Source organism: Nonomuraea sp. NPDC050691 (assembly GCF_040654455.1).
Lineage (GTDB): Bacteria > Actinomycetota > Actinomycetes > Streptosporangiales > Streptosporangiaceae > Nonomuraea.
Map to the genome: position 1 here is coordinate 15,042 of NZ_JBFAIA010000065.1, position 25,532 is coordinate 40,573.

General features: G+C 71.9%; 21 protein-coding genes. 9 read left to right on the plus strand and 12 right to left on the minus strand.

What is annotated here, in order from left to right; all coding sequences use genetic code 11:
- Positions 1-36 precede the first annotated feature (36 nt).
- The gene (locus AB0H81_RS23140) at positions 37-897 is read right to left on the minus strand and encodes a tRNA (adenine-N1)-methyltransferase (RefSeq protein ID WP_175589534.1); all 861 of its coding nucleotides are present in this window, start codon (positions 895-897) and stop codon (positions 37-39) included.
- 55 nt (positions 898-952) lie between these two features.
- On the opposite strand from AB0H81_RS23140, the gene AB0H81_RS23145 reads away from it, so the two are divergent.
- Entirely contained in the window at positions 953-2,050 is a 1,098-nt protein-coding gene (locus AB0H81_RS23145; RefSeq protein WP_358378023.1) for a GNAT family N-acetyltransferase, read from the plus strand.
- Positions 2,051-2,246: 196 nt separating this feature from the next.
- Positions 2,247-2,762, plus strand: a complete 516-nt coding sequence (locus AB0H81_RS23150; RefSeq protein WP_358378026.1) for a hypothetical protein — start codon at positions 2,247-2,249, stop codon at positions 2,760-2,762.
- Between the two features lie 222 nt (positions 2,763-2,984).
- Here AB0H81_RS23150 and AB0H81_RS23155 read toward each other — a convergent pair whose 3' ends face one another.
- Both AB0H81_RS23155 and AB0H81_RS23160 read right to left on the minus strand, forming a co-directional pair.
- Positions 2,985-4,493, minus strand: a complete 1,509-nt coding sequence (locus AB0H81_RS23155) for an FHA domain-containing protein (protein ID WP_358378029.1) — start codon at positions 4,491-4,493, stop codon at positions 2,985-2,987.
- 710 nt (positions 4,494-5,203) lie between these two features.
- The gene (locus AB0H81_RS23160; RefSeq protein ID WP_358378031.1) at positions 5,204-6,340 is read right to left on the minus strand and encodes a site-2 protease family protein; all 1,137 of its coding nucleotides are present in this window, start codon (positions 6,338-6,340) and stop codon (positions 5,204-5,206) included.
- A gap of 113 nt (positions 6,341-6,453) precedes the next feature.
- Here AB0H81_RS23160 and AB0H81_RS23165 point away from each other — a divergent pair, with 113 nt between their 5' ends.
- The gene (locus AB0H81_RS23165) at positions 6,454-7,314 is read left to right on the plus strand and encodes a PD-(D/E)XK nuclease family protein (RefSeq protein ID WP_358378033.1); all 861 of its coding nucleotides are present in this window, start codon (positions 6,454-6,456) and stop codon (positions 7,312-7,314) included.
- Positions 7,315-7,660: 346 nt separating this feature from the next.
- Here AB0H81_RS23165 and AB0H81_RS23170 read toward each other — a convergent pair whose 3' ends face one another.
- On the minus strand, positions 7,661-8,179 hold the full coding sequence (locus AB0H81_RS23170; RefSeq protein WP_358378036.1) for a MarR family transcriptional regulator: 519 nt from the start codon (positions 8,177-8,179) through the stop codon (positions 7,661-7,663).
- 121 nt (positions 8,180-8,300) lie between these two features.
- On the opposite strand from AB0H81_RS23170, the gene AB0H81_RS23175 reads away from it, so the two are divergent.
- The 4 genes from AB0H81_RS23175 to AB0H81_RS23190 all read left to right on the plus strand — a co-directional run bounded on the left by AB0H81_RS23175 (position 8,301) and on the right by AB0H81_RS23190 (position 11,986).
- Positions 8,301-9,173, plus strand: coding sequence for an NAD-dependent epimerase/dehydratase family protein (locus tag AB0H81_RS23175; protein WP_358378038.1), 873 nt, complete (start codon positions 8,301-8,303; stop codon positions 9,171-9,173).
- Positions 9,174-9,206: 33 nt separating this feature from the next.
- Positions 9,207-9,632, plus strand: a complete 426-nt coding sequence (locus tag AB0H81_RS23180; protein WP_358378041.1) for an SgcJ/EcaC family oxidoreductase — start codon at positions 9,207-9,209, stop codon at positions 9,630-9,632.
- Positions 9,633-10,049: 417 nt separating this feature from the next.
- A complete protein-coding gene (locus tag AB0H81_RS23185) occupies positions 10,050-11,306 on the plus strand; it encodes a histidine kinase (protein WP_358378044.1) in 1,257 nt (418 codons plus the stop codon).
- Positions 11,303-11,986, plus strand: a complete 684-nt coding sequence (locus tag AB0H81_RS23190; RefSeq protein ID WP_358378047.1) for a response regulator transcription factor — start codon at positions 11,303-11,305, stop codon at positions 11,984-11,986. Before AB0H81_RS23185 ends, AB0H81_RS23190 begins: the two co-directional genes overlap by 4 nt.
- Positions 11,987-12,056: 70 nt before the next feature.
- On the opposite strand, the gene AB0H81_RS23195 is transcribed toward AB0H81_RS23190, so the two are convergent.
- The 8 genes from AB0H81_RS23195 to metH all read right to left on the minus strand — a co-directional run bounded on the left by AB0H81_RS23195 (position 12,057) and on the right by metH (position 23,606).
- On the minus strand, positions 12,057-13,049 hold the full coding sequence (locus AB0H81_RS23195) for a dipeptide ABC transporter ATP-binding protein (RefSeq protein ID WP_358378076.1): 993 nt from the start codon (positions 13,047-13,049) through the stop codon (positions 12,057-12,059).
- 80 nt (positions 13,050-13,129) lie between these two features.
- Positions 13,130-14,164, minus strand: coding sequence for an ABC transporter ATP-binding protein (locus AB0H81_RS23200; protein ID WP_358378050.1), 1,035 nt, complete (start codon positions 14,162-14,164; stop codon positions 13,130-13,132).
- Positions 14,161-15,180, minus strand: coding sequence for an ABC transporter permease (locus AB0H81_RS23205; protein WP_358378052.1), 1,020 nt, complete (start codon positions 15,178-15,180; stop codon positions 14,161-14,163). Before AB0H81_RS23205 ends, AB0H81_RS23200 begins: the two co-directional genes overlap by 4 nt.
- A gap of 93 nt (positions 15,181-15,273) precedes the next feature.
- Complete coding sequence (locus AB0H81_RS23210) at positions 15,274-17,037, minus strand: ABC transporter substrate-binding protein (protein WP_358378055.1); 1,764 nt, start codon at positions 17,035-17,037, stop codon at positions 15,274-15,276.
- Between the two features lie 59 nt (positions 17,038-17,096).
- Complete coding sequence (locus AB0H81_RS23215) at positions 17,097-18,095, minus strand: ABC transporter permease (RefSeq protein WP_358378058.1); 999 nt, start codon at positions 18,093-18,095, stop codon at positions 17,097-17,099.
- 312 nt (positions 18,096-18,407) lie between these two features.
- Positions 18,408-18,905 (minus strand): cellulose synthase, encoded by a 498-nt coding sequence (locus AB0H81_RS23220; RefSeq protein WP_358378061.1) that lies wholly within the window; start codon positions 18,903-18,905, stop codon positions 18,408-18,410.
- Between the two features lie 233 nt (positions 18,906-19,138).
- Entirely contained in the window at positions 19,139-19,783 is a 645-nt protein-coding gene (locus AB0H81_RS23225) for an HAD family phosphatase (RefSeq protein WP_358378064.1), read from the minus strand.
- A gap of 355 nt (positions 19,784-20,138) precedes the next feature.
- Complete coding sequence (gene metH / locus AB0H81_RS23230) at positions 20,139-23,606, minus strand: methionine synthase (RefSeq protein WP_358378067.1); 3,468 nt, start codon at positions 23,604-23,606, stop codon at positions 20,139-20,141.
- Between the two features lie 229 nt (positions 23,607-23,835).
- Between metH and AB0H81_RS23235 the strand changes: the two genes are divergently transcribed.
- Both AB0H81_RS23235 and AB0H81_RS23240 read left to right on the plus strand, forming a co-directional pair.
- On the plus strand, positions 23,836-24,690 hold the full coding sequence (locus AB0H81_RS23235; RefSeq protein ID WP_358378070.1) for a PAC2 family protein: 855 nt from the start codon (positions 23,836-23,838) through the stop codon (positions 24,688-24,690).
- Between the two features lie 250 nt (positions 24,691-24,940).
- Positions 24,941-25,429 (plus strand): hypothetical protein, encoded by a 489-nt coding sequence (locus tag AB0H81_RS23240; protein WP_358378073.1) that lies wholly within the window; start codon positions 24,941-24,943, stop codon positions 25,427-25,429.
- Positions 25,430-25,532 lie beyond the last annotated feature (103 nt).

Here is a 25,532-nt window from a genome sequence, read left to right on the forward strand (position 1 = left end):
CGTCTCACGCACCAAAGAAGCCTCGTGGCCGAATTGTCATAGTTCTTCGGTGGTTCCCTTCGGTCGTCGGCGACGTGGCGGGGGTGTGACGCCGTCCGCCATGCGGCGGGCGGTGACGAGGAAACCCGTGTGGCCGATCATCCGGTGATCGGGCCGTACGGCGAGTCCTTCGACATGCCAGTCGCGAACCAGGGTCTCCCACGCATGGGGCTCCGTGAAACTCCCGTGATCGCGGATAACCTCGACGGTCTTGGACATCTGCGTGGTCGTGGCCACGTAGCAGCAGATCACGCCTCCGGGCGTCAGCGCCTTGGCGGCGGCGTCGACGCACTCCCACGGCGCCAGCATGTCGAGGATGACGCGGTCGACGTCGACCTCGTCGATCGAGGCCACGAGGTCGCCGACGACCAGCCGCCAGTTGGCCAGCGGGCCGTCCTCCTCGGTGCCGAAGAACTTCTCCACGTTGCCGCGGGCGACGTCGGCGAAGTCCTGGCGGCGCTCGTACGAGGTGACGTGCCCCTCCGGGCCGACGGCCCGCAGCAGGAAGCAGGTCAGCGCGCCCGACCCGACGCCCGCCTCGATGACCCGGGCGCCCGGGAAGATGTCGGCCATGCCGACGATCATCGAGGCGTCCTTCGGGTAGATCACCGCGGCGCCGCGCGGCATCGCCAGGGTGTAGTCCTGCAGCAGGTGCCGGAACGCGAGGTACTGGGTGCCGCCGGAGGAGCGCACCACGGAGCCCTCCGGCTGCCCGATCAGGTCGCTGTGCGGGATGGCGCCCTTGTGCGTGTGGAAGACGCCGTCCTGCTTGAGCGTGAACGTGTGGCGCTTGTTCTTGGGGTCGGTGAGCTGCACCTGATCCCCCACCTGGAACGGCCCATGCCTGCGGAAACCCATGGCGGCAAGGTTATAGGGCTTTCGACCGGCCTCTGACGCGCGATATGTATGGGTGATGCTCCCTCGCGCCGTCCTGTCCACCGGATCCCTCGTCCTGCGCGCCCCTGAGGAGGCCGACGTGGAGGCGATGACCGCCACGGGCCGCGACCCGGTGACGGCGAGGTTCCTGCCCCTGCTGCCGTCGCCGTACACCGAGCAGGACGCCCGCGACCACGTGGCCAGGGCGGCGCGGAGGTGGGAGGAGGGCGGCGCCGAGTTCACCGTCGCCGAGAACGGCGCCTACGCCGGGGCGGTACGCGTGTCCGCGCCCGACCGGTGGGGCGCGGTCGAGATCGGCTACCTGGTCGCACCGTGGGCGCGGGGCAAGGGCGTGGCCACGGCGGCCGTGCGGGCGGTGACGCAGTGGCTGTTCGACCAGGGAGTGCACCGGGTCGAGCTGCAGGCGGGCGCGGAGAACGTCGCGTCGCTGCGGGTGGCGCTGAAGGCGGGCTTCCGGGAGGAGGGGCGGCGGCGCGACGCGCGGGAGACGCGCGACGGGCGGCTGACCGACCACGTGCTGTTCGGGCGGCTGGCGCTGGACTCGGGCGATGAGGCGCCGCCGTACCTGCCGCCGTTCGAGGGCGGCGAGCTGGGCGACGGCGTCGTACGGCTCGTGCCCATGGGGCTCGGCGACGCCGGGCACTTCCAGCGGATGATGGCCCAGCCCAGCGTGCGGGCCTACGCGGTGGGCCCGGCGGCCACGCTGGAGGAGATCGAGCGGCGCTGCCGCAACACCGGCTACTGGTGGGTGACGGGCCAGCGGATGGAGCTCGCGATCCGCGACGCGGAGTCGGGAGCGTTCGCGGGGCACGTGCAGCTCATGCAGGTGGTGCCGGTGCTGGGGCAGGCCATGGTGGGTTACTCGTTGCTGGAGGAGTACCGGGGCCGGGGCTTCATGACGCGGGCCGTACGGCTGCTGGTGGACTGGGCGTTCGCGCACACCCCGCTGCACCGGATCACGGCCGGGACGGACGTGGCCAACGAGGCGTCGCACGCGGTGCTGCGGCGGGCGGGGTTCGCGCGCGAGTGCCTGCACCACGAGCTGTTCCCCAAGGGGGACGGCACGCGGGCCGACGACATCCAGTGGGTGCGCCTGCGATCCGGCCAGGCGTGAGCGCCTTGACGCGAGTCCGGGCGCGGTGGCGCTCCGAACGCGCCCCCCGTGGGCGGGCGGCACGGCTGGCAAAAATCGGACTTTCCCGTTGAGGTCTGGTCAACGGGCGCGTCTCGGAGAATACTCCGGGTCACCGCACCCGTAGATGCGCGTGATGAGACCACGCGATCTCTTCCCCTCCGCGGAGGGAACCTCGATGCCTGGCAACCGCGCCCATGTCACCGTGCACGAACTCATCCGCTCGTTCGCCTGCCCGGACGCGGCGGCGCTGGCCGATCTGCTGGCCCGTGCCGCGGCCTCCCTCTCCGGCACGGGATACGCCGGACTCGTCCGGGTGGACCCGCTGCATCGGACGGCCCACGCCGTCCATGTCCACGCGCCGCCCGGCGATCCGCTGCGGGTGCGGCCGTGGCTGGCCGAGTCGGGGGTGCTCAGGCTCCTGGCCGCGTCCGACCGGCCGGTGCGCCTGCCGCGGGACGCGCCGGTGGACGAGCCGGGGTTCCTGGCGGCCCCGGTGCCGCTGGCGGCCCGTGAGCACCTGCGGCTGTGGGTGGCCGGGCGGGACTTCGGCGACCATGACGAGCACCTGCTGAGCCGGCTCGCCACCGCCGGGGGACGCGCCCTGGAGGCGGCCAGCGGCCTGGACGCGGCCGCTCGGCTGCTGCGCGGGGTGCACGCCTTCGGCGAGGGCCACCCGGCCGCCTCACGGTGACGGCCCACGTGACGAGGCCGCCCGCGCGCGGCTTCACGGGACGCTGCCTCACGGAGCCCGTCTCACGGAGCCCGTCTCACGGAGCCCATCTCACGGAGAGAGACGACGAGACCCGCGCGACCTCGGGTGGTCGCGCGGGCCCGGTGGCCGGATGCGCCCGGCCGGTTGCCGCCTCGCGCGCAGGCCGGCTGACGAGCTGTGCCCCGCCGGTGGGCGGCTCGCTCAGGTGCGGTGCGGTTCGAAGCGCATCGTGCGGGACACGCCCACCCGGACCGTGGTGCCCGGGGCGATCGTGACCGGCTCGTTGGGCGGGATGTCGTAGAAGTTGGGGTCGCCCGGCGGCTGGATCTGGGTGCCGTTGACCGAGCCGAGGTCGACCAGGTTGACGTCCCAGCCGTCGAGCGCCACCCGCAGGTGGCGGCGCGAGACCGAGCCGTCGGGGCTGGTGACCTTGGCGGGACGGGCCGAGCCGCCGGCCACCTCGGGGGCGCGCTCGGGGTCGCGGCCCAGGAGGTAGTCGGTCTCCAGCGGCAGCGTCGTGCCGTCGTCCAGGATGAGGACCCCGAGCGACGGGCGGGGCCCCTTGTACGGGACGAGGGTGCGCTGCACCAGGGCGATGCCGCAGACCGCGCAGTAGGGCGAGCGCGGGTCGTTGAAGTGGTCGTTCTTGCAGTCGACCCCGTAGACGAGCGGGCGGTCGCCGTGCTCGGGCTGCTCCTGGCCGCCGTGCTGGGCCGGCCCGGGCTGGCCGCCCTGGTCGTACGGGTCCGGATAGTCGCCCGAGGGCGGGCCGGAGGGCTGGGCGGGCTCGAAGTAGTCGGGCACCGCCGACAGGTGGGGGCCGGGCTGCGGCTCGGGCTGTCCCGGCTGGTCGTACGGCTCGCCGGCGCCGTTGGGCGTGTGGGCGGGCTCGTCGTAGCTGGGGTAGCCGCCGGGCTGCGGCTGCTCGTGCAGCGGCTGGAACGGTGAGGCGGGCGACTGCTCGGCGGGTGACGGCGGGAAGCCGAGGGACGCGCCGGTGCCCGCGGGCTCCGGCGAGGGGGCGGCCTGCGGCCCCGACGGCGGCCCGGGCTGGAAGCCGGGCCCCTGCGGCGCGGCGGCCGGCGGCTGGTCGCCCGACATCGGGTAGGGCGGCATGCTCACCGGGGCGCGCTCGGGAGCGGGCGGCTGGATGAGGTCGGGTTCCATGTGCAGCGCCGTGTTCGGCAGCTCGCTGGTGAGCTGCCGGGCCGGCGCGGGGGCGGCCCGCTCGCCGAGGCCGCCGAAGTCGCCGGCCAGGCCGCCGCCGTGGACGACGCCGCCGTCGAAGCCGACGGCCGGATGCGGGGTGCCGGCGCCGGGCAGGGTGAGCTCCACCCGCTCGACGGGGCCCGCGATGAGCCGGTCGGCCCAGGTCAGGGAGTCGCTGCCGGCCAGGCGGGTCTCGCCGTCGGCGGTGGTGATGACGGCCGCGGCCGATCCGCTGACGAGCACGGCGACGCCGCCGCCGCCGACGGGGCCGGCCACCGCGCAGGTGGCGGGGTCGCCGGTCATGTTGGCGGCGAGCACCTGGGCCGCGCGCCTGGCGAGGGCCCGGCCGTCGCCGCCGGAGGCGGCCGTCGAGCGCAACGCCTCCAGCAGGTCGTCCGCGGCGGCCTCCCCCGCGTCGCAGGCCAGCAGCAGCCCTCCGAGGTAGGCGACGAGACCGTCGCCGGGGAGCGGACGCACCACGCCGAAGCCCTGGTCGGTCATGAGTCCTCCTTCACGCCGACGGTGGTGCGCTGACGCTCAACGGTGCCCTCGCTGCGCTCGGTCACTCAACTCTCCTCCCCGGAAGCCGGCGAATTTACGGCACCCGCACTGCCGTGCTGGCCACCAGCCTTACGCGTCCCAGCGGCGGGGGGCGCCACGGCGAGGCGGTGCCGATCCGTCGGATCGTCGGGCCGCGGCGAACCCCTCCGGTCTGTGAGTTCGGCCAAACGGAACACTATCGGCCAGCCGTCGCATCCTCGAACCGCCGGGGGTGGGATCGGGCCGGCGCGCATCCGGCCTGATCACCAGTTACGACACTAGCCGGGGGCTGCCGGTTATTCGAGTGGGACAAATCAGACGCACCCCCAGAAGAGGCCGCCCGACCGGTCGAAGCCCACCAGAACCGGCCTTGAGCACCGCGGCGAACCACCTGGGACGAGCCGCTCCTCTTGGGAGGACGCCCGGGGGACGCCTGGAGACGCCGCCCGCCCCGGCCGGGCGGGGCCACGCCGGGGCGGCGGGGTACCCCCTGGGGCCCGCCGAACGGCCGGCCCTGGACCGCGGACCGCACCGCGCGGCCCCGGGGCCACAGACCGCGGACCCCGCCAGGCGAATTCCCAGGCCCCGGACGCGGACCCCGCCACGCGAACCCCCAGGCCTCAGACCGTGGACCCCGCCGCGCGGACATCCAGGGCGTAGCCGGAGTGGGGTCAGACGCCGGTGAAGACGCGGTTGACGTCGGACGTGGCGAGGACGCCGTAGATCTCGCCGCTCCGCTCGACCAGGAGGTACTCCCCCGCCGGGGTCTCGCGCATGGCGTCGATGAGCGGCTCGCCGGTCAGGTCGGCGGCGAGGATCATGGACGGCTCCAGCGACTTGGCCAGGGAGGCGACGTTCACCCAGGGGCGGCGGTGCTCCGGGGTGGCCTGCACGGCGGTCTCGTTGACGATCGCGACGGGCCGGCCGTCGTGGTCGACGACGACGAGCGCGCCGGCCCGCCGCTCGCCGGCCTGGCGCAGCGCCTCGGCCAGCGGCATGTCGCCGCTGACGGGGATCGCGCGCCGCGCCAGGGAACGGGCGTTGACCTGCGGGATGCGGGCGCGGATGCGGGCCACGCGCAGCGACTGCGAGGCGCCCATCCAGATGAAGGAGGCCAGCACCAGCGGCCAGATCATGCCGCTGTAGTCCAGGTTCCGGCCGCTCGTGGCGGCCATGGCGAGCGACGCGACGACGAGCAGCACGGCCAGGATCCGGCCGCCCCAGGCGGCGGCGACGGTGCCGGTGCCGGGCTTGCGGGTGAGCTTCCACACGCCGGCGCGCAGCATCCGGCCGCCGTCGAGCGGCAGCCCCGGCAGCAGGTTGAAGACGCCGACGATGAGGTTGGAGACCCAGAGCTGCCAGATCAGCTGCTGGGGGATGCCTCCGCCGGTGACGAGGTACACGTCGGCGAGCAGGCCGGCGCCGCCGAGCGCCAGCGACAGCGCGGGCCCCGCCGCGGCGACCATGAACTCCTTGCCCGGCGTGGGCGGTTCCTTCTCGATCTCGGACACGCCGCCGAGCAGGTAGAGGGTGATGCGGCGCACCGGCAGGCCGTACGCCTTGGCCAGGACGCTGTGGGCCAGCTCGTGCAGCAGCACCGACACGTACAGCAGGACAGCGAAGACGAAGGCGACGGCGTAGGCGGCGGGCGCGTCGAGTTCCGGCAGCTCGTCGCGTACGTTCTTGCCGTACATCCACGTGATGAACGCGGCGACGATGAACCAGGTCCACGAGACGTAGACCGGGATGCCGAACGGCTTTCCCATCCTCAGGCCCGAGAACTCCTGCTGGGGGCTCTGCTCGCTCACCGAACTCCTCGCCGTCCGTCATGGGTGTCGCTGCCTCGATGCTACGCGCCGGACGGGGTGATCCCGCTTTCCGCGTCTCGGTTCTGTCGGGGGCGTGACCTAGAGTGCGGTGCATGACGTTGACCGATCCGGTGATCATCGGAGCTCTCTCCCCGTCCCGGGCGGGCGACTTCATGACCTGTCCCCTTCTCTACCGCTTCCGCGTGGTCGACCAGTTGCCGGAGAAGCCGTCGCCGGCGGCCGTGCGCGGCACGGTGGTCCACGCGGTGCTGGAGCGTCTCTACGACCTGCCTGCCCCGGGGCGCTCGGTTCAGGCGGCCCTGGAGCTGCTGGAGCCCCAGTGGCGGCGGCTGCTCGACGAGGAGCCGCAGTACGCGGAGATGTTCGCCGGCGAGGCCGAGCAGGCCGAGTGGCTGGCGCAGGCGCGGGCCATGCTGGAGCGCTACTTCACGCTGGAGGACCCGACCCGCCTGGAGCCCGCCGAGCGGGAGCTGTACGTCGAGGCGGTGCTGGACGGCGGGCTGATGCTGCGCGGCTACGTCGACCGGCTCGACGTCGCGCCGAGCGGCGAGGTCCGCGTGGTCGACTACAAGACGGGCAGCGCGCCCGGGCCCGACTTCGAGGCGAAGGCGCTGTTCCAGATGAAGTTCTACGCTCTGGTGCTGTGGCGGCTGCGCGGCGAGGTGCCGAGGTTACTCCAGCTGGTCTACCTGGGCGGCAAGGGCGAGGTGCTGCGGTACGCGCCCGACGAGGCCGACCTGCTGGCCACCGAGCGCAAGGTGCGGGCGCTGTGGGAGGCGATCGAGCGGGCGCTGCGGTCGGGCGAGTGGCGGGCGCGGCGCAGCCGGCTGTGCGACTGGTGCGACCACCAGGCGTTGTGCCCGGAGTTCGGCGGCACGCCGCCGCCGGTGCCCGCGCGCGAGCCGGGCGACACCGTCCGCCGCAACCGCCGTGCCGCCACGGACGAGTTGTGATGTGATCTTCGGTTTCTCGCCGGCGTGCCTTCGTCGTCGGGTCCTCGGCTCGCGTCCTCACGCGCACCCGCCGACGCCGGCTCCACTGTCGCCGGTCTCCTGATGTCCTACGGCACAGCCGGCGTCACCCGCACGCGCCGGCGCCGGCCGGCCTCTGTCGCCGGTCTTCGCGCTGGTTGCCGGTCTTCGCGATGTCGTACGGCACGGCCGGCGTCACGCGCACGCGCCGACGCCGGCTCGCCTCTGTCATGGCCGGTCGTGAGGGCTCACGGGGTGCTCGCCGTGACGGCGCGCACTCGTGGCCGCCTACGTGGTCACCCCCTCAGCCCATGACACGTACCTGGCGCTAGCGTGAGGGCTCGGTGTCTCCGAGGGAGACGAGCAGGCGGCGCAGGAGGGCGGCGAGGTGTTCGCTGTCGGCGGGACCGAGGTCGCCCAGGAGCCGGCGCTCGTACGCCAGGTGCTGTTCGACCAGCGTGTTCACCAGGCGCAGGCCCTCGTCGGTCAGGGAGATGAGGACGCGACGCCGGTGGTCCGGGTCGACCGCGCGGTCGACCAGTCCCTTGTCCTCGAGCCGGTCGATGCGGTTGGTCAGAGCCGCCGAGCTGACCATGGCGGCGGCACTGAGCTCGCCGGCGTTGAGCACGTGGGGGGGGCCGGCGCGCAGCAGGGTGGCCAGCACGTCGAACTCCCACGGCTCGATGCCGTGGGCGGCGAAGTTCTCCTTGAGCGCGCGTTCCAGCAGGCGGGAGGAGCGGGACAGCCGGCCGATGACTTCCATGGGCGTGACATCCAGGTCAGGGCGGACCATCCGCCATTGGGCGACAATCGCGTCCACCCCGTCGCGAGGATCGGAGACGGTCATAGGCTCCTCCGGAGATGGTGTGACATCCCCTAGAGGCTAACACTTCGACATGGAAGTGTTTGACATAGCGGGGACCTATCCCTTAAGTTTTCGACATCGAAATTTTTGATGGAGGGCTGACATGAAGATCCTGGTTGTGGGCGCCACCGGTTACATCGGGGCCGTGGTCGCAGACCGCCTGGCCGAGGCAGGCCACGAAGTGGTGGAGCTGTCCCGTTCCGGCGACGGGTCGCAGCGGGGCCGCGTGCGGCGCGCCGGCGACCTGACCGACCCGTCCTCGTTGAGCGCCGCGGTGACGGCCGACATCGACGCGGTGGTCAACCTGGCGACACCCACGGGTGACGCCGAAGCGGACGCCGCCGCCGTGGCCGCGTTGACGGAGCCGCTCCGGGGCACCGGGCGGGCGTTCGTCTACACGAGCGGCGTGTGGGTCCTCGGCGCCACCGGCCCCGAGCCCGCCGGCGAGGACACCCCGACGAACCCCATTCCGATCGTCGGCTACCGGCCGGCCATCGAGCGCCAGGTGATCGACGCCGCCGCTCAGGGGGTGCGGTCCGTGGTGATCCGACCGGGCATCGTCCACGGGCGCGGCGGCGGGATCCCGGCGCTCCTTGTGGACCTGGCGCGCAAGCACGGAGCCCCGCGGTACGTCGGGGAGGACGCGGTGCGCTGGCCCATGGTGCACGTCGACGATCTGGCCGATCTCTTCGTAGTGGCCCTTGAGCGGGCACCCGCCGGGACGCTGTGGCACGGGGTCACGGAGCCCGCGGTGTCCGTGCCCGACCTCGCCGCCGCGGCCGGCGACGCCGCCGGAGTCCCCGGGCGACCGCAGGCCTGGCCGCTGGACGAGGCGCGCGAGGCGCTCGGTGAGGCGTTCGCCGACGCCCTGGCCCTCGACCAGAGCGTCAGCGGCGATGCGGCGCGGCGGGAGCTGGGCTGGCAGCCCCGGCACGAGGACGCCGTGGCCGAGCTTCGCGCCGGCTCCGCCAACTGATCTCGCACGACGACGAAAAGCGAAGGAAAGACGATGAGCATCCAGGTTTTCGGCACCCCCGACGAGCAGGACGACGTCCAGGCGATCATCCGGCTCGTCGCCGAGATCGAGCACGCTCAGCAGAACGAGCTGCCCGAGGCGTTCATGAGCGCGTTCCGCACCCAGGACCCCGTGTGGACCACCGCTCACGGCAAGCGGCTGTCGGGCTGGGATGAGATCAGCGCGTTCACGCACAAGGTGCTGCCCGGCGCGATGAAGGACTCGACGGCCGTGTACGAGGTCGAGCGCATCCTGTTCGTCCGCCCGGACGTGGCCGCCGTGAACGCCCGGCAGCGGCCGGTGACGCACGACGGGCAGCCCGTCGACGACGTGCCCGAGGGCAGGCCGTTCTACGTGCTGGCCAAGGAGGGCGGCCAGTGGAGGATCGCCGCCGCGCAGAACACCCGGGTCGTGTCCTGAGCCCGGGCCACCACACTCGAGTCGCCGGCGGACGCGTCCCGCCGGCGACCGCCTCCCGAAGGTCTCCAGCCTGCTGGGGTTCGGTCATGACCCCGCTCGAGGCTCACCTTGTGCAGGACGTCCGGTTCCTCCCGTAGGAGGAGGTCGGCGGGGGTGGCACGGGCTTACAGTGGCAGGCACCCCGCCGGTGGAGGCGGGGCGGAGCAGTGACGGCACGCGGGGAGGCTTGAACGTGTCCCAGGGGTTCACACCCCGCCTCCATCCCCCGACGCATCCCGCCCTCCTGCCTCCGGGGCCTCCCGCCCTGTTGTCCCTTCGGCCGGGACGCGTCACTCCCGTCACCGCGACGGCGGGCTCCATCGACACCCCGGTGGGACGCCCCTTCGACGCCTCGGCCGGCCGCAGCGGAAGACTGCCATGAGGATGTGGGGCCGGGCGGGGCGGCCGCGCCGGCTGCTGGTGCGCGACGCCTTCCTCGCCGTGCTCGTGGCCGTCGTCTCGCTGACGCTGCTCACCTTCTGGGGTCCCGGGGCGCGCGGCGTGCCGGCGGAGGGGCTGCGGGAGCCGGACGCGCTGGGCGTCGTGCTGGTGCTGCTGGCGGGCGTGCCCGTCGCGGTGCGCAGGCGGTGGCCGCTGACCGGCCTGTGCGCGGCTCTGGTGCCCGAGACGGCGCTGGAGGGCCTGGGGTACGGCACGGGCCTGACGGGGGCGGCCGGGCTGGTGATGCTGTACTCGGTGGCCGCCTACCGGGGTCTGGCGGTGGCGCTGGGCGGCCTGGCCCTGTCTCTGGTGCTGTACGCGGCGTCCGCGGCGGCGGGGGCCGGCGCGCCGGTGGCCTGGAGCGACCACCTCGTGGTGGTCGTGGCCCTGGTGGCCGTGTGGGGCGTGGGCCGGAGCCTGCGGCTGCGCCGCGCGTACATGGAGGAGCTGAAGGACCGGGCGGCGCGCCTGGAGCGGGCCCGCTCGGCCGACCGGCGGGCGGCCCGGGCCGAGGAGCGTTCCCGCATCGCACGCGAGCTGCACGACGTGGTGGCCCACCACGTGAGCGTGATGACCGTCCAGGCGTCGGCGGCGCGCCGGGTGCTGGCCTCGGACCCCGAGGTGGCGAGCGAGGCGCTGACGGCGATCGAGGAGACGGGCCGGTTGGCGCTGACCGAGATGCGGAACATCGTCGGGGTGCTGCGGGCGGGCGCGCGGGCCGAGCTGGGGCCGCAGCCGGGCACGAGTGACCTGCCGGCGCTGGTGGACCAGATGCGGGAGGCGGGGCTGGCGACCGGGCTCACGGTGGAGGGCGCGCCGGGGCCGATCCCGGCGGGCGTGGACCTGGCGGCGTACCGGCTGGTTCAGGAGGGGCTGACGAACGCGCTGCGGCACGCGGGCCCGGGCGCGGCGGCCCGGGTGACGGTGCGGTACGAGCCGCACGAGCTGGACGTCCGCGTCGAGGACGACGGACGCGGTCCCGGCGGCGGGCTCGACGCCCCTGACGGCGACCCTCATGAGGGCGGCGCCTACGAGAGCGGTGGCGATGGAGGCGGGATCCGGAGGGGCAGGGGCCATGGATTGGTGGGGATTCGCGAGCGTGTCGCACTCTATGGTGGAATTCTCAGCATCGGCCCGAGGCCGGGGGGCGGTTTCGAGGTGCGGGCGAGGTTCCCGTTGAAGGACGGACAATGACGATCAGGGTGCTGCTGGTGGACGACCAGCCGCTGCTGCGCACGGGGTTCCGCCTGATCCTCGAGGCCGAGCCGGACATCACGGTCGTGGGGCAGGCCGGCGACGGCAAGGACGCCCAGGAGCAGACCCGGGCCCTGCTGCCCGACGTGGTGCTCATGGACATCCGCATGCCGGGGGTCGACGGGATCGAGGCGACCCGCCGGATCGTGCGGGAGGCGGCGCCGGGGGCGCACGTGCCGAAGGTGCTGGTGCTGACGACCTTCGACCTCGACGAGTACATCGTGGAGGCGCTGCGGTCGGGGGCGTCCGGCTTCCTGCTGAAGGACGTGCCGCCGGACGAGCTGGTGCAGGCGATCCGGGTGGTGGCGGCGGGCGACGCGATCGTGGCGCCCAGCGTGACCCGGCGCCTGCTGGACCGGTTCGCGACGCGGCTGCCGGCGGCCTACGAGCAGCCCGCCCCGGCGCGGCTGGACCGGCTGACCGAGCGGGAGCTGGAGGTGCTGCGGCTGATCGCCAAGGGCATGTCCAACGCCGAGATCGCGGCCAAGCTCGTGGTGAGCGAGACGACGGTCAAGACGCACGTCGGCAACGTGCTGACGAAGCTGGGCCTGCGCGACCGGGTGCAGGCCGTGGTGCTGGCGTACGAGACGGGGCTGATCACGCCCGGAGCGCTCTCCTAGCCGCCTGCCTGCCGGCGGCACGCACACGACCGCCCGCCCCCGGGTCTTCCCGGGAGGCGGGCGGGTGGTGTCAGGCCTTGACCGGCTCGTCCTTGCCGGGCGTGGGCGCGTCCGGGGCGTTCTCCGGGAAGTGGCAGGCGACCTGGTGGCCGCCGGCCAGCTCCGCCAGCGGCGGCTCGACCTTCTTGCAGATCTCCTGCGCCTTCCAGCAGCGGGTGTGGAAGCGGCAGGCGGGCGGCGGGTTGAGCGGGCTCGGCACGTCGCCGGTGAGGCGGATGCGCTCGCGCCCGGCGCGGCCCCGCGGGTCGGGCACGGGGACGGCCGACATCAGGGCGTTGGTGTACGGGTGCATGGGCGCGGCGTACAGGCTCTTGCGGTCGGCGATCTCGACGATCTTGCCCAGGTACATGACGGCGACGCGGTCGCTGATGTGGCGCACCACGGACAGGTCGTGGGCGATCACCACGTACGTGAGGTCGAGCTCGTTCTGCAGGTCCTCCAGCAGGTTGACGACCTGGGCCTGGATGGACACGTCGAGCGCCGAGACCGGCTCGTCGGCGATGATCAGCTTGGGCTTGAGCGCGAGCGTGCGGGCGATGCCGATGCGCTGCCGCTGTCCGCCGGAGAACTCGTGCGGGTAGCGGTTGTAGTGCTCGGGGTTGAGGCCGACGAGTTCGAGGATGTCCTGGACGGCCTTCTTGACGCCGTTCTCGGTCTTGACGCCCTGGATGCGGAACGGGGCGCCGACGATGGCGCCGACCGTGTGGCGGGGGTTCAGCGACGAGTACGGGTCCTGGAAGATCATCTGCATGTCGCGCCGGAGCGGCCGGAGCCGGCCCTGGCCCATGTGCGTGATGTCGCGGCCCTCGAACACGACCTGGCCGGCCGTGGGCTCCAGCAGCCGGGTGACCAGGCGGCCCGTGGTGGACTTGCCGCAGCCGGACTCCCCCACCAGGCCGAGCGTCTCGCCCTTGTAGACGTCGAAGCTGATGCCGTCGACGGCCTTGACGGCGCCGACCTGGCGCTTGAGCAGGCCCTTGGTGACGGGGAAGTGCTTCTCCATGTCGCGGACGGACAGGAGCGGCTCGCCCTGCCGGGCGGGCTCGGTCACGGTCTGGGCCGCGGGCTGGGTCTGTGGCTCGCTCACTGGGTCTCCAGCACTGGCTTGATCTCGTTCTCCCACAGGGCGCGCCGCTCGGCCGGGCTCATGTGGCAGCGCACGAGGTGGCCGCCCTCGGTCTCGGTGAGCGCGGGCACCTCGGTGTCGGCCTTGCCGCCGGTGCGCTCCGCGTACGGGCAGCGCGGGTGGAAGGCGCAGCCGGGCGGGACGTTGATGAGCGACGGCGGGCTGCCCTTGATCGGGAGGAGCCGCTCGGTGGGCTCGCGGTCGAGGCGGGGCATGGACCCCAGGAGACCCCAGGTGTAGGGGTGCTCGGGACGGTAGAAGATGTCGTCGGCCGAGCCGTACTCGATGCACTTGCCGCCGTACATGACGAGGATGTCGTCGGACAGCTCGGCGACCACGCCCAGGTCGTGGGTGATGATGATGAGCGCGGAGTCGAACTCGCGCTGCAGGTCGCGCATGAGGTCGAGGATCTGGGCCTGCACGGTGACGTCGAGCGCGGTGGTCGGCTCGTCGGCGATGAGCAGCTCGGGGTCGCACGAGAGCGCCATGGCGATCATGGCGCGCTGGCGCATGCCGCCGGAGAACTCGTGCGGGTAGGAGTCGACGCGGCGGCTCGGCTCGGGGATGCCGACGCGGCCCAGCATGTCGACGGCGTGCTTCCTGGCCACGGCCTTGGAGACGTCGTGGTGGATGCGGTACGCCTCGATGATCTGGTCGCCGACCGTGTAGTACGGGTGCATGGCCGACAGCGGATCCTGGAAGATCATCGCCATCTTCTTGCCGCGCAGGCCGCGTACGTGCTCCTGCGAGGCGCTGACGAGTTCCTCGCCGTCGAGCCAGATCTCGCCGGAGATCCGGGCCGAGCCGCCCTTGTGCAGGCCGAGGATGCCGAGGCTGGTGACGCTCTTGCCGGAGCCGGACTCGCCGACGATGCCGAGGGTCTTGCCGCGTTCGAGGCGGAAGGTCAGCCCGTCGACGGACTTGACGAGACCGTCGTCCGTCGGGAAGTGGATCTTCAGGTCTTTGACGTCGAGGAAGCTCTGGGGGCTCACGACAGCCTCACTCTCGGGTCGACGACCGCGTAGAGGAGGTCGACGATCAGGTTGGCCAGGATGACGAACAGCGCGGCCAGGAGGGTGACCCCCATGACCTTGGGCAGGTCCTGGTTGGTGATGGCGTCGATGGCGTACTTGCCGAGGCCGTTGAGCGAGTAGGCGCTCTCGGTGAGGACGGCGCCGCCGATGAGCAGGCCGAAGTCCAGACCGAAGATCGTGATGATCGGGGTGAGCGCGGCGCGCAGGCCGTGCTTGGTGATGACCTTGCGCTCGACCAGGCCCTTGGCGCGGGCCGTGCGGATGTAGTCCTCGTTCATCGTCTCCAGCATGCCCGCCCGGGTGAGCCGGGCGTACCCGGCGGCGAACAGGAAGGCCAGCGTGATCCACGGCAGCAGCAGGCCGTAGGCCCACAGCACCGGCGAGTCGTTGAACGTGACGTAGTAGCCGCCCTGCGCCGCCCAGGCGAACGGGTTGCCGTAGGAGAAGAACTGCAGCGACAGCAGCGCCGTGAAGAAGATGGGCAGCGAGACGCCCGCCAGGGCGATGACCATGGCCGCCCGGTCGAACAGGGTGCCTCTTCGCAGCGCCGACAGCACGCCGATCCCGACGCCGAGCAGCACCCAGATGACGGCCGCGCCGATGGCGAGCGACAGCGTGATCGGGAGCCGGTCCATCAGGTCGGGGAAGACGGGCTGGCGGGTGATGAACGAGTAGCCGAGGCAGGGGGCCGGGCACTGCTCGACACCGGCGCCGTAGTCGTAGTCGGCTCCGGCGACGATGCCCTTGACGTACCTGCCGTACTGCACGATCAGGGGATCGTTGAACCCGAGGCGCTCGGCGGCCAGCTTGGCGGTCTCCTCCGTGGCGGTGCGGCCGACGTAGCGGCTGGCCATGCTCTCGGGAGTCGCGCCGGCCAGGCGCGGCACGAGGAAGAAGATCGCGAAGGTGGCCATGCTCACGATCGCGAGCATGAGCACCGCGCCGATCAGGCGCCTGATGATGTATGTGAACACAGTGCCCGGCCCGGTGGCCGCCCGGAGGTTCGCTCCGGGCGGCCACCTGCGGCCTTCACCTGCCTTACTACTCGGTATCCGGCACGGACGTGACTACTGGATGCCCATGGCCACGTAGTCGTACATCTGCTGACCGTCGTTGATCAGGACGTTGGTGAGACCCTTGCCCCGGACGAGCAGCGACTTGGCCACGATGCCGGGCAGGATGACCGACTCCTCCATGACGCGCTTGTCGATGGCGGCGTAGATCGCCTCACGCTTGGCCGTGTCGGCCTCCTGGAGCACCTGGTCGAACATCTTGTCGACCTCGGGGATGCGGACCGAGAGGTTGGACGAGCCGCCGCCCTCGCGGATGACGCGGCTGTCGGTCATCTGCTGGAGGAAGCCGTAGCCGTCGGGCCAGTCGGAGCCCCAGCCGTTGATGGCCAGGCCCAGGTTCTCCTTCACCACGAACGACGGCTTGCCGGCGTAGAGGGAGAAGTAGTCCTTCAGCGGGTACGGCTTGAGCGTCACGTTGATGCCGACGCGGGCCAGCGACTCCTTGAGGCCCTCAGCCGTCTTCTTCTCCTTGTCACGCTCGGCGCGGTAGGAGATGTTCGTCTCGAAGCCGTTCGGGTGACCGCACTTGGCCAGGTGCTCCTTGGCCTTGGCCAGGTCGCCCTTGCCCTCGGGGCTCGGGTACAGGTCGATCTTCTGCGAGCCCGGGATGCCCGGGGGCAGCAGGTGGGTGGCGATCTCGCCGCCGGTGGTGCCGCCGTAGGCCGCGACGTAGCCGGTCTTGTCCGCCGCGTACTGGATGGCGATGCGGCAGTCCTTGTTGTCGAACGGCTTGACCGTCGGGTTGATCGAGGTGTACCAGAGCCGCTGGATCGTCGGGTTGTCCGTACGGGCCTTCAGCGCCGGGTCCGGCAGGATCTTGCTGAGCGCCGCCGGCTGGACGCCGGTGCCCTCGATGGCGACGTGCAGGTCGCCGGAGATCACCCGGTTGTCGATGTCGTCGGCGTTGACGTTGGTCGACACCTCGTAGCGCTCGGGCAGGGCCGGCCGGTTCGGGTCGGTCGCCGGGTCCCACTGGTTGTTGCGGACCAGGGTGAAGCCCTTGCCGATCTCGTTCTTCTCGAACTTGTACGGGCCCGAGGAGATCACGTGCTCCTGGTACTTGGTGCCCGTGTCCTTGGCCTGCGGCACCGGCATGGTGACCGACATCTGCGTCAGGTAGTCGAAGCCGCTGAAGGGCTGCTTCAGGTGGAAGACCACGGTCTTGTCGTCCGGGGTCTCGACGGCCGAGCTGAAGTCGGCGCCCTTCGACTTGTACGGGCCCTTGTAGTCCTTCGGCCAGTCGAGCAGGTCGTTGAGGTACGTCGGGCCGTTCGGGAAGGTCTCGCGGTCGAAGGAGCGGGCCACGCCGTAGGCCACGTCCTTGGACGTGATCGGGGTGCCGTCCTCGTACTTGAGACCGTCGCGCAGGGTGTAGGTCCAGGTCTTGAAGTCAGCGCTCGGCTTGCCCAGCTCCTTGGCCAGGTCCGGCACCGGCTTGGCGCCCTCGGCGCCCGGCTTGCCGGGGAACATCGTCAGCGCCCGGCCGTACAGGCGGATGAAGTTCCACGAGTAGCCGTAGTAGGTGTCGGCCGGGTCCAGCGAGTCCCAGTCGCCGGAGTTGGCCATCTTGATGGTGCCGCCCTTCTTGGTGGAAGGGTTGAACACCCCCGTCAGCGCGGCGTCGGCCTTGTCGGCGGCGGCGGGCTGGCCTGGCTCACCGGACGACTGAGGCGTGGTGCTGGTGCCTCCGCAGGCCGCCAGGCCCATGGCGAGCGCCACGGTGACCGCGGACACCCCCAGTGCGGGCTTTCTTCTCATCTCTTACAACACCCCTTGTGTTTAGGAGCCAGGGAAACAGCGGTTGGTCGTCAGCGGGCTCATCGGCTGCCGCGCGGGTCGAGTGCGTCGCGCAGCCCGTCGCCGAAGAGGTTGAAGGCCAGCACGGTGATGAAGATGGCCAGGCCGGGGAAGATCGCGTAGTGCGGGACGGTGTAGATGCGCGCCGCCTCGGCGAGCATCCCGCCCCAGGTCGGCGTCGGGGGCCGCACGCCCACGCCGAGGAACGACAGCGCCGCCTCGAACAGGATGTTCGTGGGGATCAGCAGCGTCGAGTAGATGAGGATGGGCGCCATCAGGTTCGGCAGCAGCTCGCGGAAGATGATGTACGGGCCGCGCGCGCCGAGGCTGCGGGAGGCGTCGATGAACTCGCGCTCGCGCAGCGACAGCGTCTGGCCGCGGATGATGCGCCCGATGTACGGCCAGTTGAAGAAGCCGATGATGAAGATCAGCAGCGAGACGCGCAGCGTGTCACCGGTGAGACCGAACGCCCGGTCGGGCACCACGCCGGCCAGCGCGATGGCGAACACCAGCAGCGGGAAGGCGAGGAAGACGTCCATGGCCCGGCTGATCAGGCTGTCGACCCAGCCGCCGAAGTAACCGGCGACGACGCCGAGGACGGTGCCGATGCCCACCGACAGCAGGGTCGCGAGGAAGGCGATGAGCAGCGAGATGCGGGCGCCGTACAGGATGCGGCTGAAGATGTCGCGTCCCCAGACGGGGTCGACGCCGAACGGGTACTCCCAGCTGATCCCGCCGAACCTGTCCTTGGGGATCTGGGTCGTCTGGTCGATCATGTCGCGGTGGAACTCCAGCGGCGGGTGACCGAACCACGCCACGAGCACCGGCGCGAAGACCGCGACCAGGATGAGGAAGACGATGACGCCCGCCCCGGTCATGGCGACCTTGTCGCGCTTGAGGCGCATCCAGGCGATCTGACCGAGCGAGCGCCCCTGGATGGCCTTGCGGTCCGCGCCCGCCACGACCGCTTCGGGCGCGGCCTGTGCGGCGGATTCGGGCACGTCGAGCGGTGCGGTCATGCGCCCTCCCGACGTCGCGCCTGGTGGCGCGCCGAGAATCGCGTGGCCGAGGAACTGCGCATGCGGTTCATGCCCCCTGGGTTGCAGACGACGACGTCCGAGCCGGACACCGTCCGGTCTGGTGGCATCCGTGACATGAGACCGCACGTCGCGGCCCCAGGGTGCAGAATCTATGCCTTGAGCTGCGCTGACCAGCCCCCCGCGGGCCTATGTGGCTCAACTGTGATTGACGCGAAACTCATTCGTATCGATCTTGAATGGATTGTCAGAGAGCCATCGCGATTCTGTCGCGGATCTGTGACACAAGCCTAGTCACTTGATGCCGCGGCGCCGAAGGATGTCCTCGATGTCGGAGAAGTCGTCGTCGCTCTTGCGCTTCGCGGGGGCCTCGACCGCAGGCTTGCCCGCCTGCGCGGGCCGTCCTCCGGCGACCGGCGGGGCCTCCGCCGGGCCTGTGGCGGCGTCCTGGCGGCCCTTGCGGCCCTTGCGCGACTCACCGTCCCGGGACAGCGCCCGGCCGCGCAGCACCCCGGAGGCCACGAACAGGACCACCGACACCCCCGCCACCGCGACGCCGGCCCACACGAGCGGGTTGAACACCAGGCTCGTGACGAACCCGACGACCGTCGCGCCGATCGTCCACAGCGCCTGCAGCGCCCCGGTCAGGTAGGCGGCCAGGGGCAGCAGCGCCCACGCCGCCATCCGCATGCCCGCCGCGACCCCCCTGCGGCGGAAGGCCAGGAAGCTGAGCACCAGCCCCGTCAGGGTGACACCGGCGCACAGCGCCAGCCACGGGATCTGTCCGAACATGCGCCGCCCCTCGTCTCGACTACGTCTCCATCCTGGCACGCGGACGCGCTCCGGCCGCTCCTCCGCGAGGACCACTTCTCCCTTAGGGGGACGATCTGGGCATATCAGGGATTCACGGGGGTTCTGAGGGGCACCTCCCGGCTCTCTGGGACCGATCAGGGACGACGGCCCGCGACCGCCGATGCCCTCGGATCGGACCGGGCCGAGAACGCCCGACCGCCGGCGACCTCGGGTCAGGCGGGGACGAGGGCGCGCAGGTCGGCGATCGTGACCTCGGTCAGTGAGGAGACCACCAGGCGGCCCGGGGCGGGCTCGACCGGAAGGACGCTCGGCACCGCGACCACCGCGCAGCCGGCCGCCGTGGCGGCCGCGACGCCCGTGGGAGAGTCCTCCAGCACCACGCACCGCACCGGCTGCGCCCCGAGCAGGCGCGCGGCCGTCAGGTACGGCTCCGGGTCGGGCTTGGTGCGCGTCACGTCGTCGGCCGTGACGACGGCGTCGAAGCGGTCGCGGCCGACGGCCTTGAGCACCGCGTCCGCGATGTCCTTGAGCGACGAGGTGACCAGCGCCACCGGGACACCCTCCGCGCGCAGCCCGTCGAGCAGCTCGGCCGCGCCCGGCATGACGTGCACGCCCTCGGCCAGCGCGCCGACCATGCCGTCGACCATCCATCGCCACACGGTCCCGGGCGGTACGTCCGCGCCCGAGACCTCCAGCATGTAGGCGACCGTGCGCTCCATGGAGCCGCCCAGGAGATGCGCCTGGTGCTCGGCGGACCAGGCGGCGCCGAGCCGGGCCATCACGACGGTCTCGATCTCCAGCCACACCTTCTCGGTGTCGACGAGGAGGCCGTCCATGTCGAACAAGGCGGCTTGCATGCGTCTCCGATCGGTCACTGACGGGTGCCGGGCGCCCCGGCGGGCGAGTCCGGCACGGGTTCGTGCCGCGGTTCCGGGCCCGGGTCCGTGGTTCCGGGTCCGTGTCCGCGGTTCCGGGTCACGGTTCGGTGCCGCGGGGTCCGGCTCATGGGCCGGCGCAGAGGCCGCCTCATGGGGCCAGGCCACGCATCCGGGCCGGACATCCGACCGTACCCGGCCCCGGACGATGGACGTCCGCCGGGGTCGCCCGTGCGGGCGGGGCCCCCGCACGGTCGAAAGCCCCACGACGGCGGACACGCCCCGGACGGGCCGCGGCCGGCGCAGGCCCGTGGGGGCGGACGCCGGCGTACGGGGGTCAGACGTTGAAGTACTTGGCCTCCGGGTGGTGGGCGACCAGGGCGGAGGTGGCCTGCTCGGGGTGGAGCTGGAACTCCTCCGACAGGCTGACCCCGATGCGCTCCGGCGACAGCAGCTCGAACAGCTGCACCTGGTCCTCCAGGTTGGGGCAGGCCGGGTAGCCGAACGAGTAGCGGCAGCCCTGGATGTTGACCTTGAGCATGTCGTCCAGCGACTCGTCGCCGCCGATGCCCAGCTCGGCCCGGACCCGGGCGTGCCAGTACTCGGCCAGCGCCTCGGTGAGCTGGACCGACAGGCCGTGCAGCTCCAGGTAGTCGCGGTAGGCGTCCTTGGCGAACAGCTCGGCCGTGGCCTCGGAGATCTTGCCGCCCATCGTGGCCACCTGGAACGCCACCACGTCCACCTCGCCCGACTCGCGCGAGCGGTAGAAGTCGGACAGGCACAGGTGGCGGTCGCGGCGCTGGCGCGGGAACGTGAAGCGGGTGCGCTCGTCGCCCGCGTCGTCCAGGATGATCAGCGAGTCGCCGTCGCTGACGCACGGGAAGTACCCGTAGACGACGGCGGCCTCCAGCAGGCCCTCGGTCTGCATGCGGTCGAGCCACATGCGCAGCCGCGGCCGGCCCTCGGTCTCGACCAGCTCGTCGTAGCCGGGGCCGTCGCCGCCGCGGGTCGGCTTGAGCCCCCACTGGCCGAGGAACAGCGCCCGCTCGTCGAGGAAGGCGGCGTACTCGGTCAGCGAGATGCCCTTGACGATGCGGTCGCCGAGGAACGGCGCCTTCGGCACGGGGTTGTCGGCGGCCACGTCGGAGCGGGCGGGCAGCTCCTCGACGGGGGTGCGCTGGAGCACCGCGCCGGTCTTGACGCGGCGCTCGCGCAGCGGCGGCAGCGTCGCGCCGGCCACGCCGCGCTTGACGGCCATGAACGAGTCCATGAGCCGCAGACCCTCGAACGCATCGCGGGCGTAGCGCACCTCGCCCTCGAACAGCTCGGCGAGGTCCTGCTCGACGTAGGCCCGGGTGAGCGCGGCGCCGCCCAGCAGCACCGGGTACTTGTCGGACAGGCCCCTGGAGTTCATCTCCTCCAGGTTCTCCTTCATGATGACCGTCGACTTCACCAGCAGGCCGGACATGCCGATGACGTCGGCCTTGTTGTCGTCGGCGGCCTCCAGGATCGCCGAGACCGGCTGCTTGATGCCGAGGTTGACGACCTGGTAGCCGTTGTTGGACAGGATGATGTCGACGAGGTTCTTGCCGATGTCGTGGACGTCGCCCTTGACGGTGGCCAGCACGATGCGGCCCTTCGTCTCGCCCTCCACCCGGTCCATGTGCGGCTCAAGGTAGGCGACGGCCGTCTTCATCACCTCGGCCGACTGGAGCACGAACGGCAGCTGCATCTGGCCGGAGCCGAACAGCTCGCCGACCGTCTTCATGCCGTCGAGCAGCACCTCGTTGATGATCTCCAGGGCGGGCCGCTGCTCCATGCCGGCGTCGAGGTCGGCCTCGAGGCCCTTGCGCTCGCCGTCGATGACGCGCCGCTTGAGCCGCTCCCACAGCGGCAGCGCGGCCAGTTCCTCGGCCTTGCCGGCCCGCATGGCGGCGGCGTCGACGCCCTCGAACAGCTCCATGAACCGCTGCAGCGGGTCGTAGCCGTCGCGGCGCCGGTCGTAGACCATGTCGAGGGCGACCTGGCGCTGCTCGTCGGGGATGCGGGCCATCGGCAGGATCTTGGAGGCGTGGACGATGGCCGAGTCGAGGCCGGCGTTGACGCACTCGTTGAGGAACACCGAGTTGAGCACCATGCGCGCGGCCGGGTTGAGGCCGAAGGAGATGTTGGACAGGCCCAGCGTGGTCTGCACGCCCGGGTAGCGCCGCTTGAGCTCGCGGATGGCCTCGATGGTCTCCAGGCCGTCGCGGCGGGTCTCCTCCTGGCCGGTGGCGATGGGGAAGGTCAGGCAGTCGACGATGATGTCCTCGACCCGCATGCCCCAGTTGCCGGTCAGGTCCTCGATGAGGCGGACGGCGACGCGGATCTTGTGCTCGGCGGTGCGGGCCTGCCCCTCCTCGTCGATGGTGAGGGCGACCACGGCCGCGCCGTGCTCGCGGACCAGCCGCATGATCTTCTGGAAGCGGGAGTCGGGGCCGGCGCCGTCCTCGTAGTTGACGGAGTTGACGGCGGCGCGCCCGCCGAGCATCTCGAGGCCGGCCTGGAGCACCGCGGGCTCGGTGGAGTCGAGCATGATCGGCAGCGTGGAGGCGGTGGCGAAGCGGAAGGCCAGCTCCCGCATGTCGCCGACGCCGTCGCGGCCGACGTAGTCGACGCACAGGTCGAGCATGTGGGCGCCGTCGCGGGCCTGGTCGCGCGCCGTCTCGACGCAGTCGTCCCAGCGGCCTTCCAGCATGGCCTCGCGGAACGCCTTGGAGCCGTTGGTGTTGCACCGCTCGCCGATCGCGAGGTAGGAGGTGTCCTGCCGGAACGGGACGGTCTGGTACAGCGAGGACGCGCCCGGCTCGGGGCGCGGGCGGCGGGCCGCGGTCTCGCGCCCGCGGACCCGCTCGACGACCTGGCGCAGGTGCTCGGGCGTGGTGCCGCAGCAGCCGCCGACCATCGACAGGCCGTAGTCGCGGGCGAAGGAGTCGTGGGCGTCGGCGAGCTCCTCGGCGCTCAGCGGGTAGTAGGCGCCGTCGGAGGTCAGCACCGGCAGGCCCGCGTTGGGCATGCAGGACAGCTTGAGCCGGGAGTGGCGGGCGAGGTAGCGCAGGTGCTCGCTCATCTCGGCGGGGCCGGTGGCGCAGTTGAGCCCGATCACGTCGACGCCGAGCGGCTCGATCGCGGTGAGCGCGGCGCCGATCTCGGAGCCGAGCAGCATCGCGCCGTTGGTCTCGATCGTCACCTGGGCGATGATCGGCACGTCGCGGCCGGCGGCCTCGGCGGCCCGCTTGGCGCCGACGACGGCGGCCTTGACCTGGAGGAGGTCCTGGCAGGTCTCGATGATGATCGCGTCGGCGCCGCCCGCGATCAGGCCGGCGGCGTTGTCGCGGTAGGCGTCGCGCAGGCGGGCGTACGGCAGGTGGCCGAGGGTCGGCAGCTTGGTGCCGGGGCCCATCGAGCCGAGCACGAAGCGCGGCCGGTCGGGGGTGGACCAGTGGTCGGCCCGCTCGCGGGCGATGCGGGCGCCCGCCTCGGAGTACTCGAAGACCCGGTCGGAGATGTCGTACTCGCCGAGGGCGGCGAGGTTGGCGCCGAAGGTGTTGGTCTCGACGCAGTCGACGCCGACGGCGAAGTAGGCGTCGTGGACGCCGGCGACGATGTCGGGCCGGGTCACGTTGAGCACCTCGTTGCAGCCCTCGTGGCCCTGGAAGTCGTCGAGGGTCGGGTCCTGCGCCTGCAGCATCGTCCCCATGGCGCCGTCGGCGACGATCACTCGCTGGGACAGGGCTTCACGGAAGGAGGACGAGGAGCGGCTCATGGCGCTCAGCTTATCGGCTGCGCTGGAGCCCGACTCGAACGGACACGGATTTTGGATCATCAGAAGATCGCGGGGCGCCCCTCCTGTCATAGCCGTCGCGCGATACCACGCCCGCGGAGGGTGCGCGACCGCCCCGCGTCTGGTAAAGGTGATCATCATCGGCACTCGGTGACATGAGCGGCTCCTCACCGCATAGGCTTAGCGGGACGGAGGAGAGAGGAGGCGACACATGATCGAGCTCGAAGGGCTCCCCGAGCTCGTCGACCCGGTGCTCATCGCCGCGTTCGAGGGGTGGAACGACGCGGGCGAGGCTTCCAGTGGTGTGATCGCCCACCTCGAGTCCGCGTGGAAGGCCGAGCCGCTCATCGCGCTCGACCCCGACGACTACTACGACTTCCAGGTCACCCGGCCGGTCGTGGAGATGGGCGACGGGCTGACCCGGTCGATCGTGTGGCCGACCACCCGGCTCTTCCACGCCCGCCCGCCGGGCCTGGAGCGCGACGTGGTGCTGCTGCGCGGCATCGAGCCCAACATGCGCTGGCGCTCGTTCTGCGCCGACATCATCGAGGTGTGCCGCGAGCTGGGCGTGGAGCTGGCCGTCATGCTCGGCGCGCTGCTCAACGACTCGCCGCACACCCGTCCGGTGCCGATCCTGGGCGGCGCGACCGACGAGGAGCTGGCCCGCTCGACCAACCTGGAGCTGAGCCGCTACGAGGGCCCCACCGGCATCGTGGGGGTGCTCCAGCACGCCTTCGGCGAGGCCGGGATGAAGGCCGTGTCGCTGTGGGCGTCGGTGCCCCACTACGTCGCCCAGCCGCCCAACCCGAAGGCGACGCTGGCGCTGCTGCGCCGCCTGGAGGACGTCCTCGACATCCCGATGCCGCTCGGCGACCTCGACGAGGAGGCCCGCGCGTGGGAGCGCGGCGTCGACGAGCTGGCCTCCCAGGACAGCGAGGTGGCCGAGTACGTCAAGGAGCTGGAGGACCGCAAGGACGCGGCGGAGCTCCCCGAGGCGAGCGGCGACGCGATCGCGGCGGAGTTCGAGCGGTATCTCCGGCATCGCGACACCGATACTGACAGCTAACTTCCAGCATTTCGGCCGCGCTTCCGGCGCGGCTTTCGGGTCATAATCGGGCCGTACGACGGCCAGGGCGAGCCGGTTGCACTCCGGCCCGGGCCTGGCCGAGGCTGAGCCAGGAGAGTCGGGCGTGCGCCGGTCACAGGGGCGTCACGCCGCCCCGATCCACGTGACCGCCCACGTAAGGCCCCCCATGGTGACATCTCACGTAGACCCGCACCAGCGAAGCCAGGACGCCCGGCGACGTGTCCTGGAGATGGCGCTCTCCCTGCGCGACGGGCCGCCGGGCGGCTCGGTCGACCACTTCCTCGCCCTGCTGCAGTACCGCCTGCCGTGCTGGCTGAGCGTCCTGCACGACCTGGCGCACCGCGCCGGCCGCGACACGGTCATGGGCAACCTCGTGCCGGTGGCGCGGGCGGGCCTCGACCACCACCTGGAGGTGCAGGCGGCGGCGCTGCCCGCGTTCAGCTCGCCGAACGTGACGGTGCGCATCCGCGAGGCCCTGCGCGCCGCGGGGTTCGGGCCGGACGCGGAGGTGACGCCGCTGGCCGCGTACCTGGAGGAGGAGCGGCGGCTCGGCCGGGTGGCGGCCGGTGTGGACCCGGTGGCGAGCGCGCGGCTGCTGCTGGCGGGGTGCTTCCACCGGGCCTACATCGAGTTGTTCGCGGGGGCTGACATGGTGCCGCCGCGCGAGGTGAGCGCCGAGGAGATCGTCCGCGAGCTCCGCCTGGAGCCGCCTTCCTGACCGGCGTGTGGACGGCGAGCCGAGCTGGGGCGTCACGGCGTTGCAGGCCGTGGAGGAGATGGACGGGGGCCCGATCTGGGGCTACCGGATGTTCCCGATGCCG

Bases quoted from the DNA above. Each gene is read 5' to 3' on its own strand.
- AB0H81_RS23140 (WP_175589534.1), bottom strand. From the start codon at position 897: ATGGGTTTCCGCAGGCATGGGCCGTTCCAGGTGGGGGATCAGGTGCAG.
- AB0H81_RS23145 (WP_358378023.1), top strand. From the start codon at position 953: ATGCTCCCTCGCGCCGTCCTGTCCACCGGATCCCTCGTCCTGCGCGCC.
- AB0H81_RS23150 (WP_358378026.1), top strand. From the start codon at position 2,247: ATGCCTGGCAACCGCGCCCATGTCACCGTGCACGAACTCATCCGCTCG.
- AB0H81_RS23155 (WP_358378029.1), bottom strand. From the start codon at position 4,493: ATGACCGACCAGGGCTTCGGCGTGGTGCGTCCGCTCCCCGGCGACGGT.
- AB0H81_RS23165 (WP_358378033.1), top strand. From the start codon at position 6,454: ATGACGTTGACCGATCCGGTGATCATCGGAGCTCTCTCCCCGTCCCGG.
- AB0H81_RS23170 (WP_358378036.1), bottom strand. From the start codon at position 8,179: ATGACCGTCTCCGATCCTCGCGACGGGGTGGACGCGATTGTCGCCCAA.
- AB0H81_RS23175 (WP_358378038.1), top strand. From the start codon at position 8,301: ATGAAGATCCTGGTTGTGGGCGCCACCGGTTACATCGGGGCCGTGGTC.
- AB0H81_RS23180 (WP_358378041.1), top strand. From the start codon at position 9,207: ATGAGCATCCAGGTTTTCGGCACCCCCGACGAGCAGGACGACGTCCAG.
- AB0H81_RS23185 (WP_358378044.1), top strand. From the start codon at position 10,050: ATGAGGATGTGGGGCCGGGCGGGGCGGCCGCGCCGGCTGCTGGTGCGC.
- AB0H81_RS23190 (WP_358378047.1), top strand. From the start codon at position 11,303: ATGACGATCAGGGTGCTGCTGGTGGACGACCAGCCGCTGCTGCGCACG.
- AB0H81_RS23195 (WP_358378076.1), bottom strand. From the start codon at position 13,049: ATGGAGAAGCACTTCCCCGTCACCAAGGGCCTGCTCAAGCGCCAGGTC.
- AB0H81_RS23210 (WP_358378055.1), bottom strand. From the start codon at position 17,037: ATGAGAAGAAAGCCCGCACTGGGGGTGTCCGCGGTCACCGTGGCGCTC.
- AB0H81_RS23215 (WP_358378058.1), bottom strand. From the start codon at position 18,095: ATGACCGCACCGCTCGACGTGCCCGAATCCGCCGCACAGGCCGCGCCC.
- AB0H81_RS23220 (WP_358378061.1), bottom strand. From the start codon at position 18,905: ATGTTCGGACAGATCCCGTGGCTGGCGCTGTGCGCCGGTGTCACCCTG.
- AB0H81_RS23225 (WP_358378064.1), bottom strand. From the start codon at position 19,783: ATGCAAGCCGCCTTGTTCGACATGGACGGCCTCCTCGTCGACACCGAG.
- metH (WP_358378067.1), bottom strand. From the start codon at position 23,606: ATGAGCCGCTCCTCGTCCTCCTTCCGTGAAGCCCTGTCCCAGCGAGTG.
- AB0H81_RS23235 (WP_358378070.1), top strand. From the start codon at position 23,836: ATGATCGAGCTCGAAGGGCTCCCCGAGCTCGTCGACCCGGTGCTCATC.
- AB0H81_RS23240 (WP_358378073.1), top strand. From the start codon at position 24,941: ATGGCGCTCTCCCTGCGCGACGGGCCGCCGGGCGGCTCGGTCGACCAC.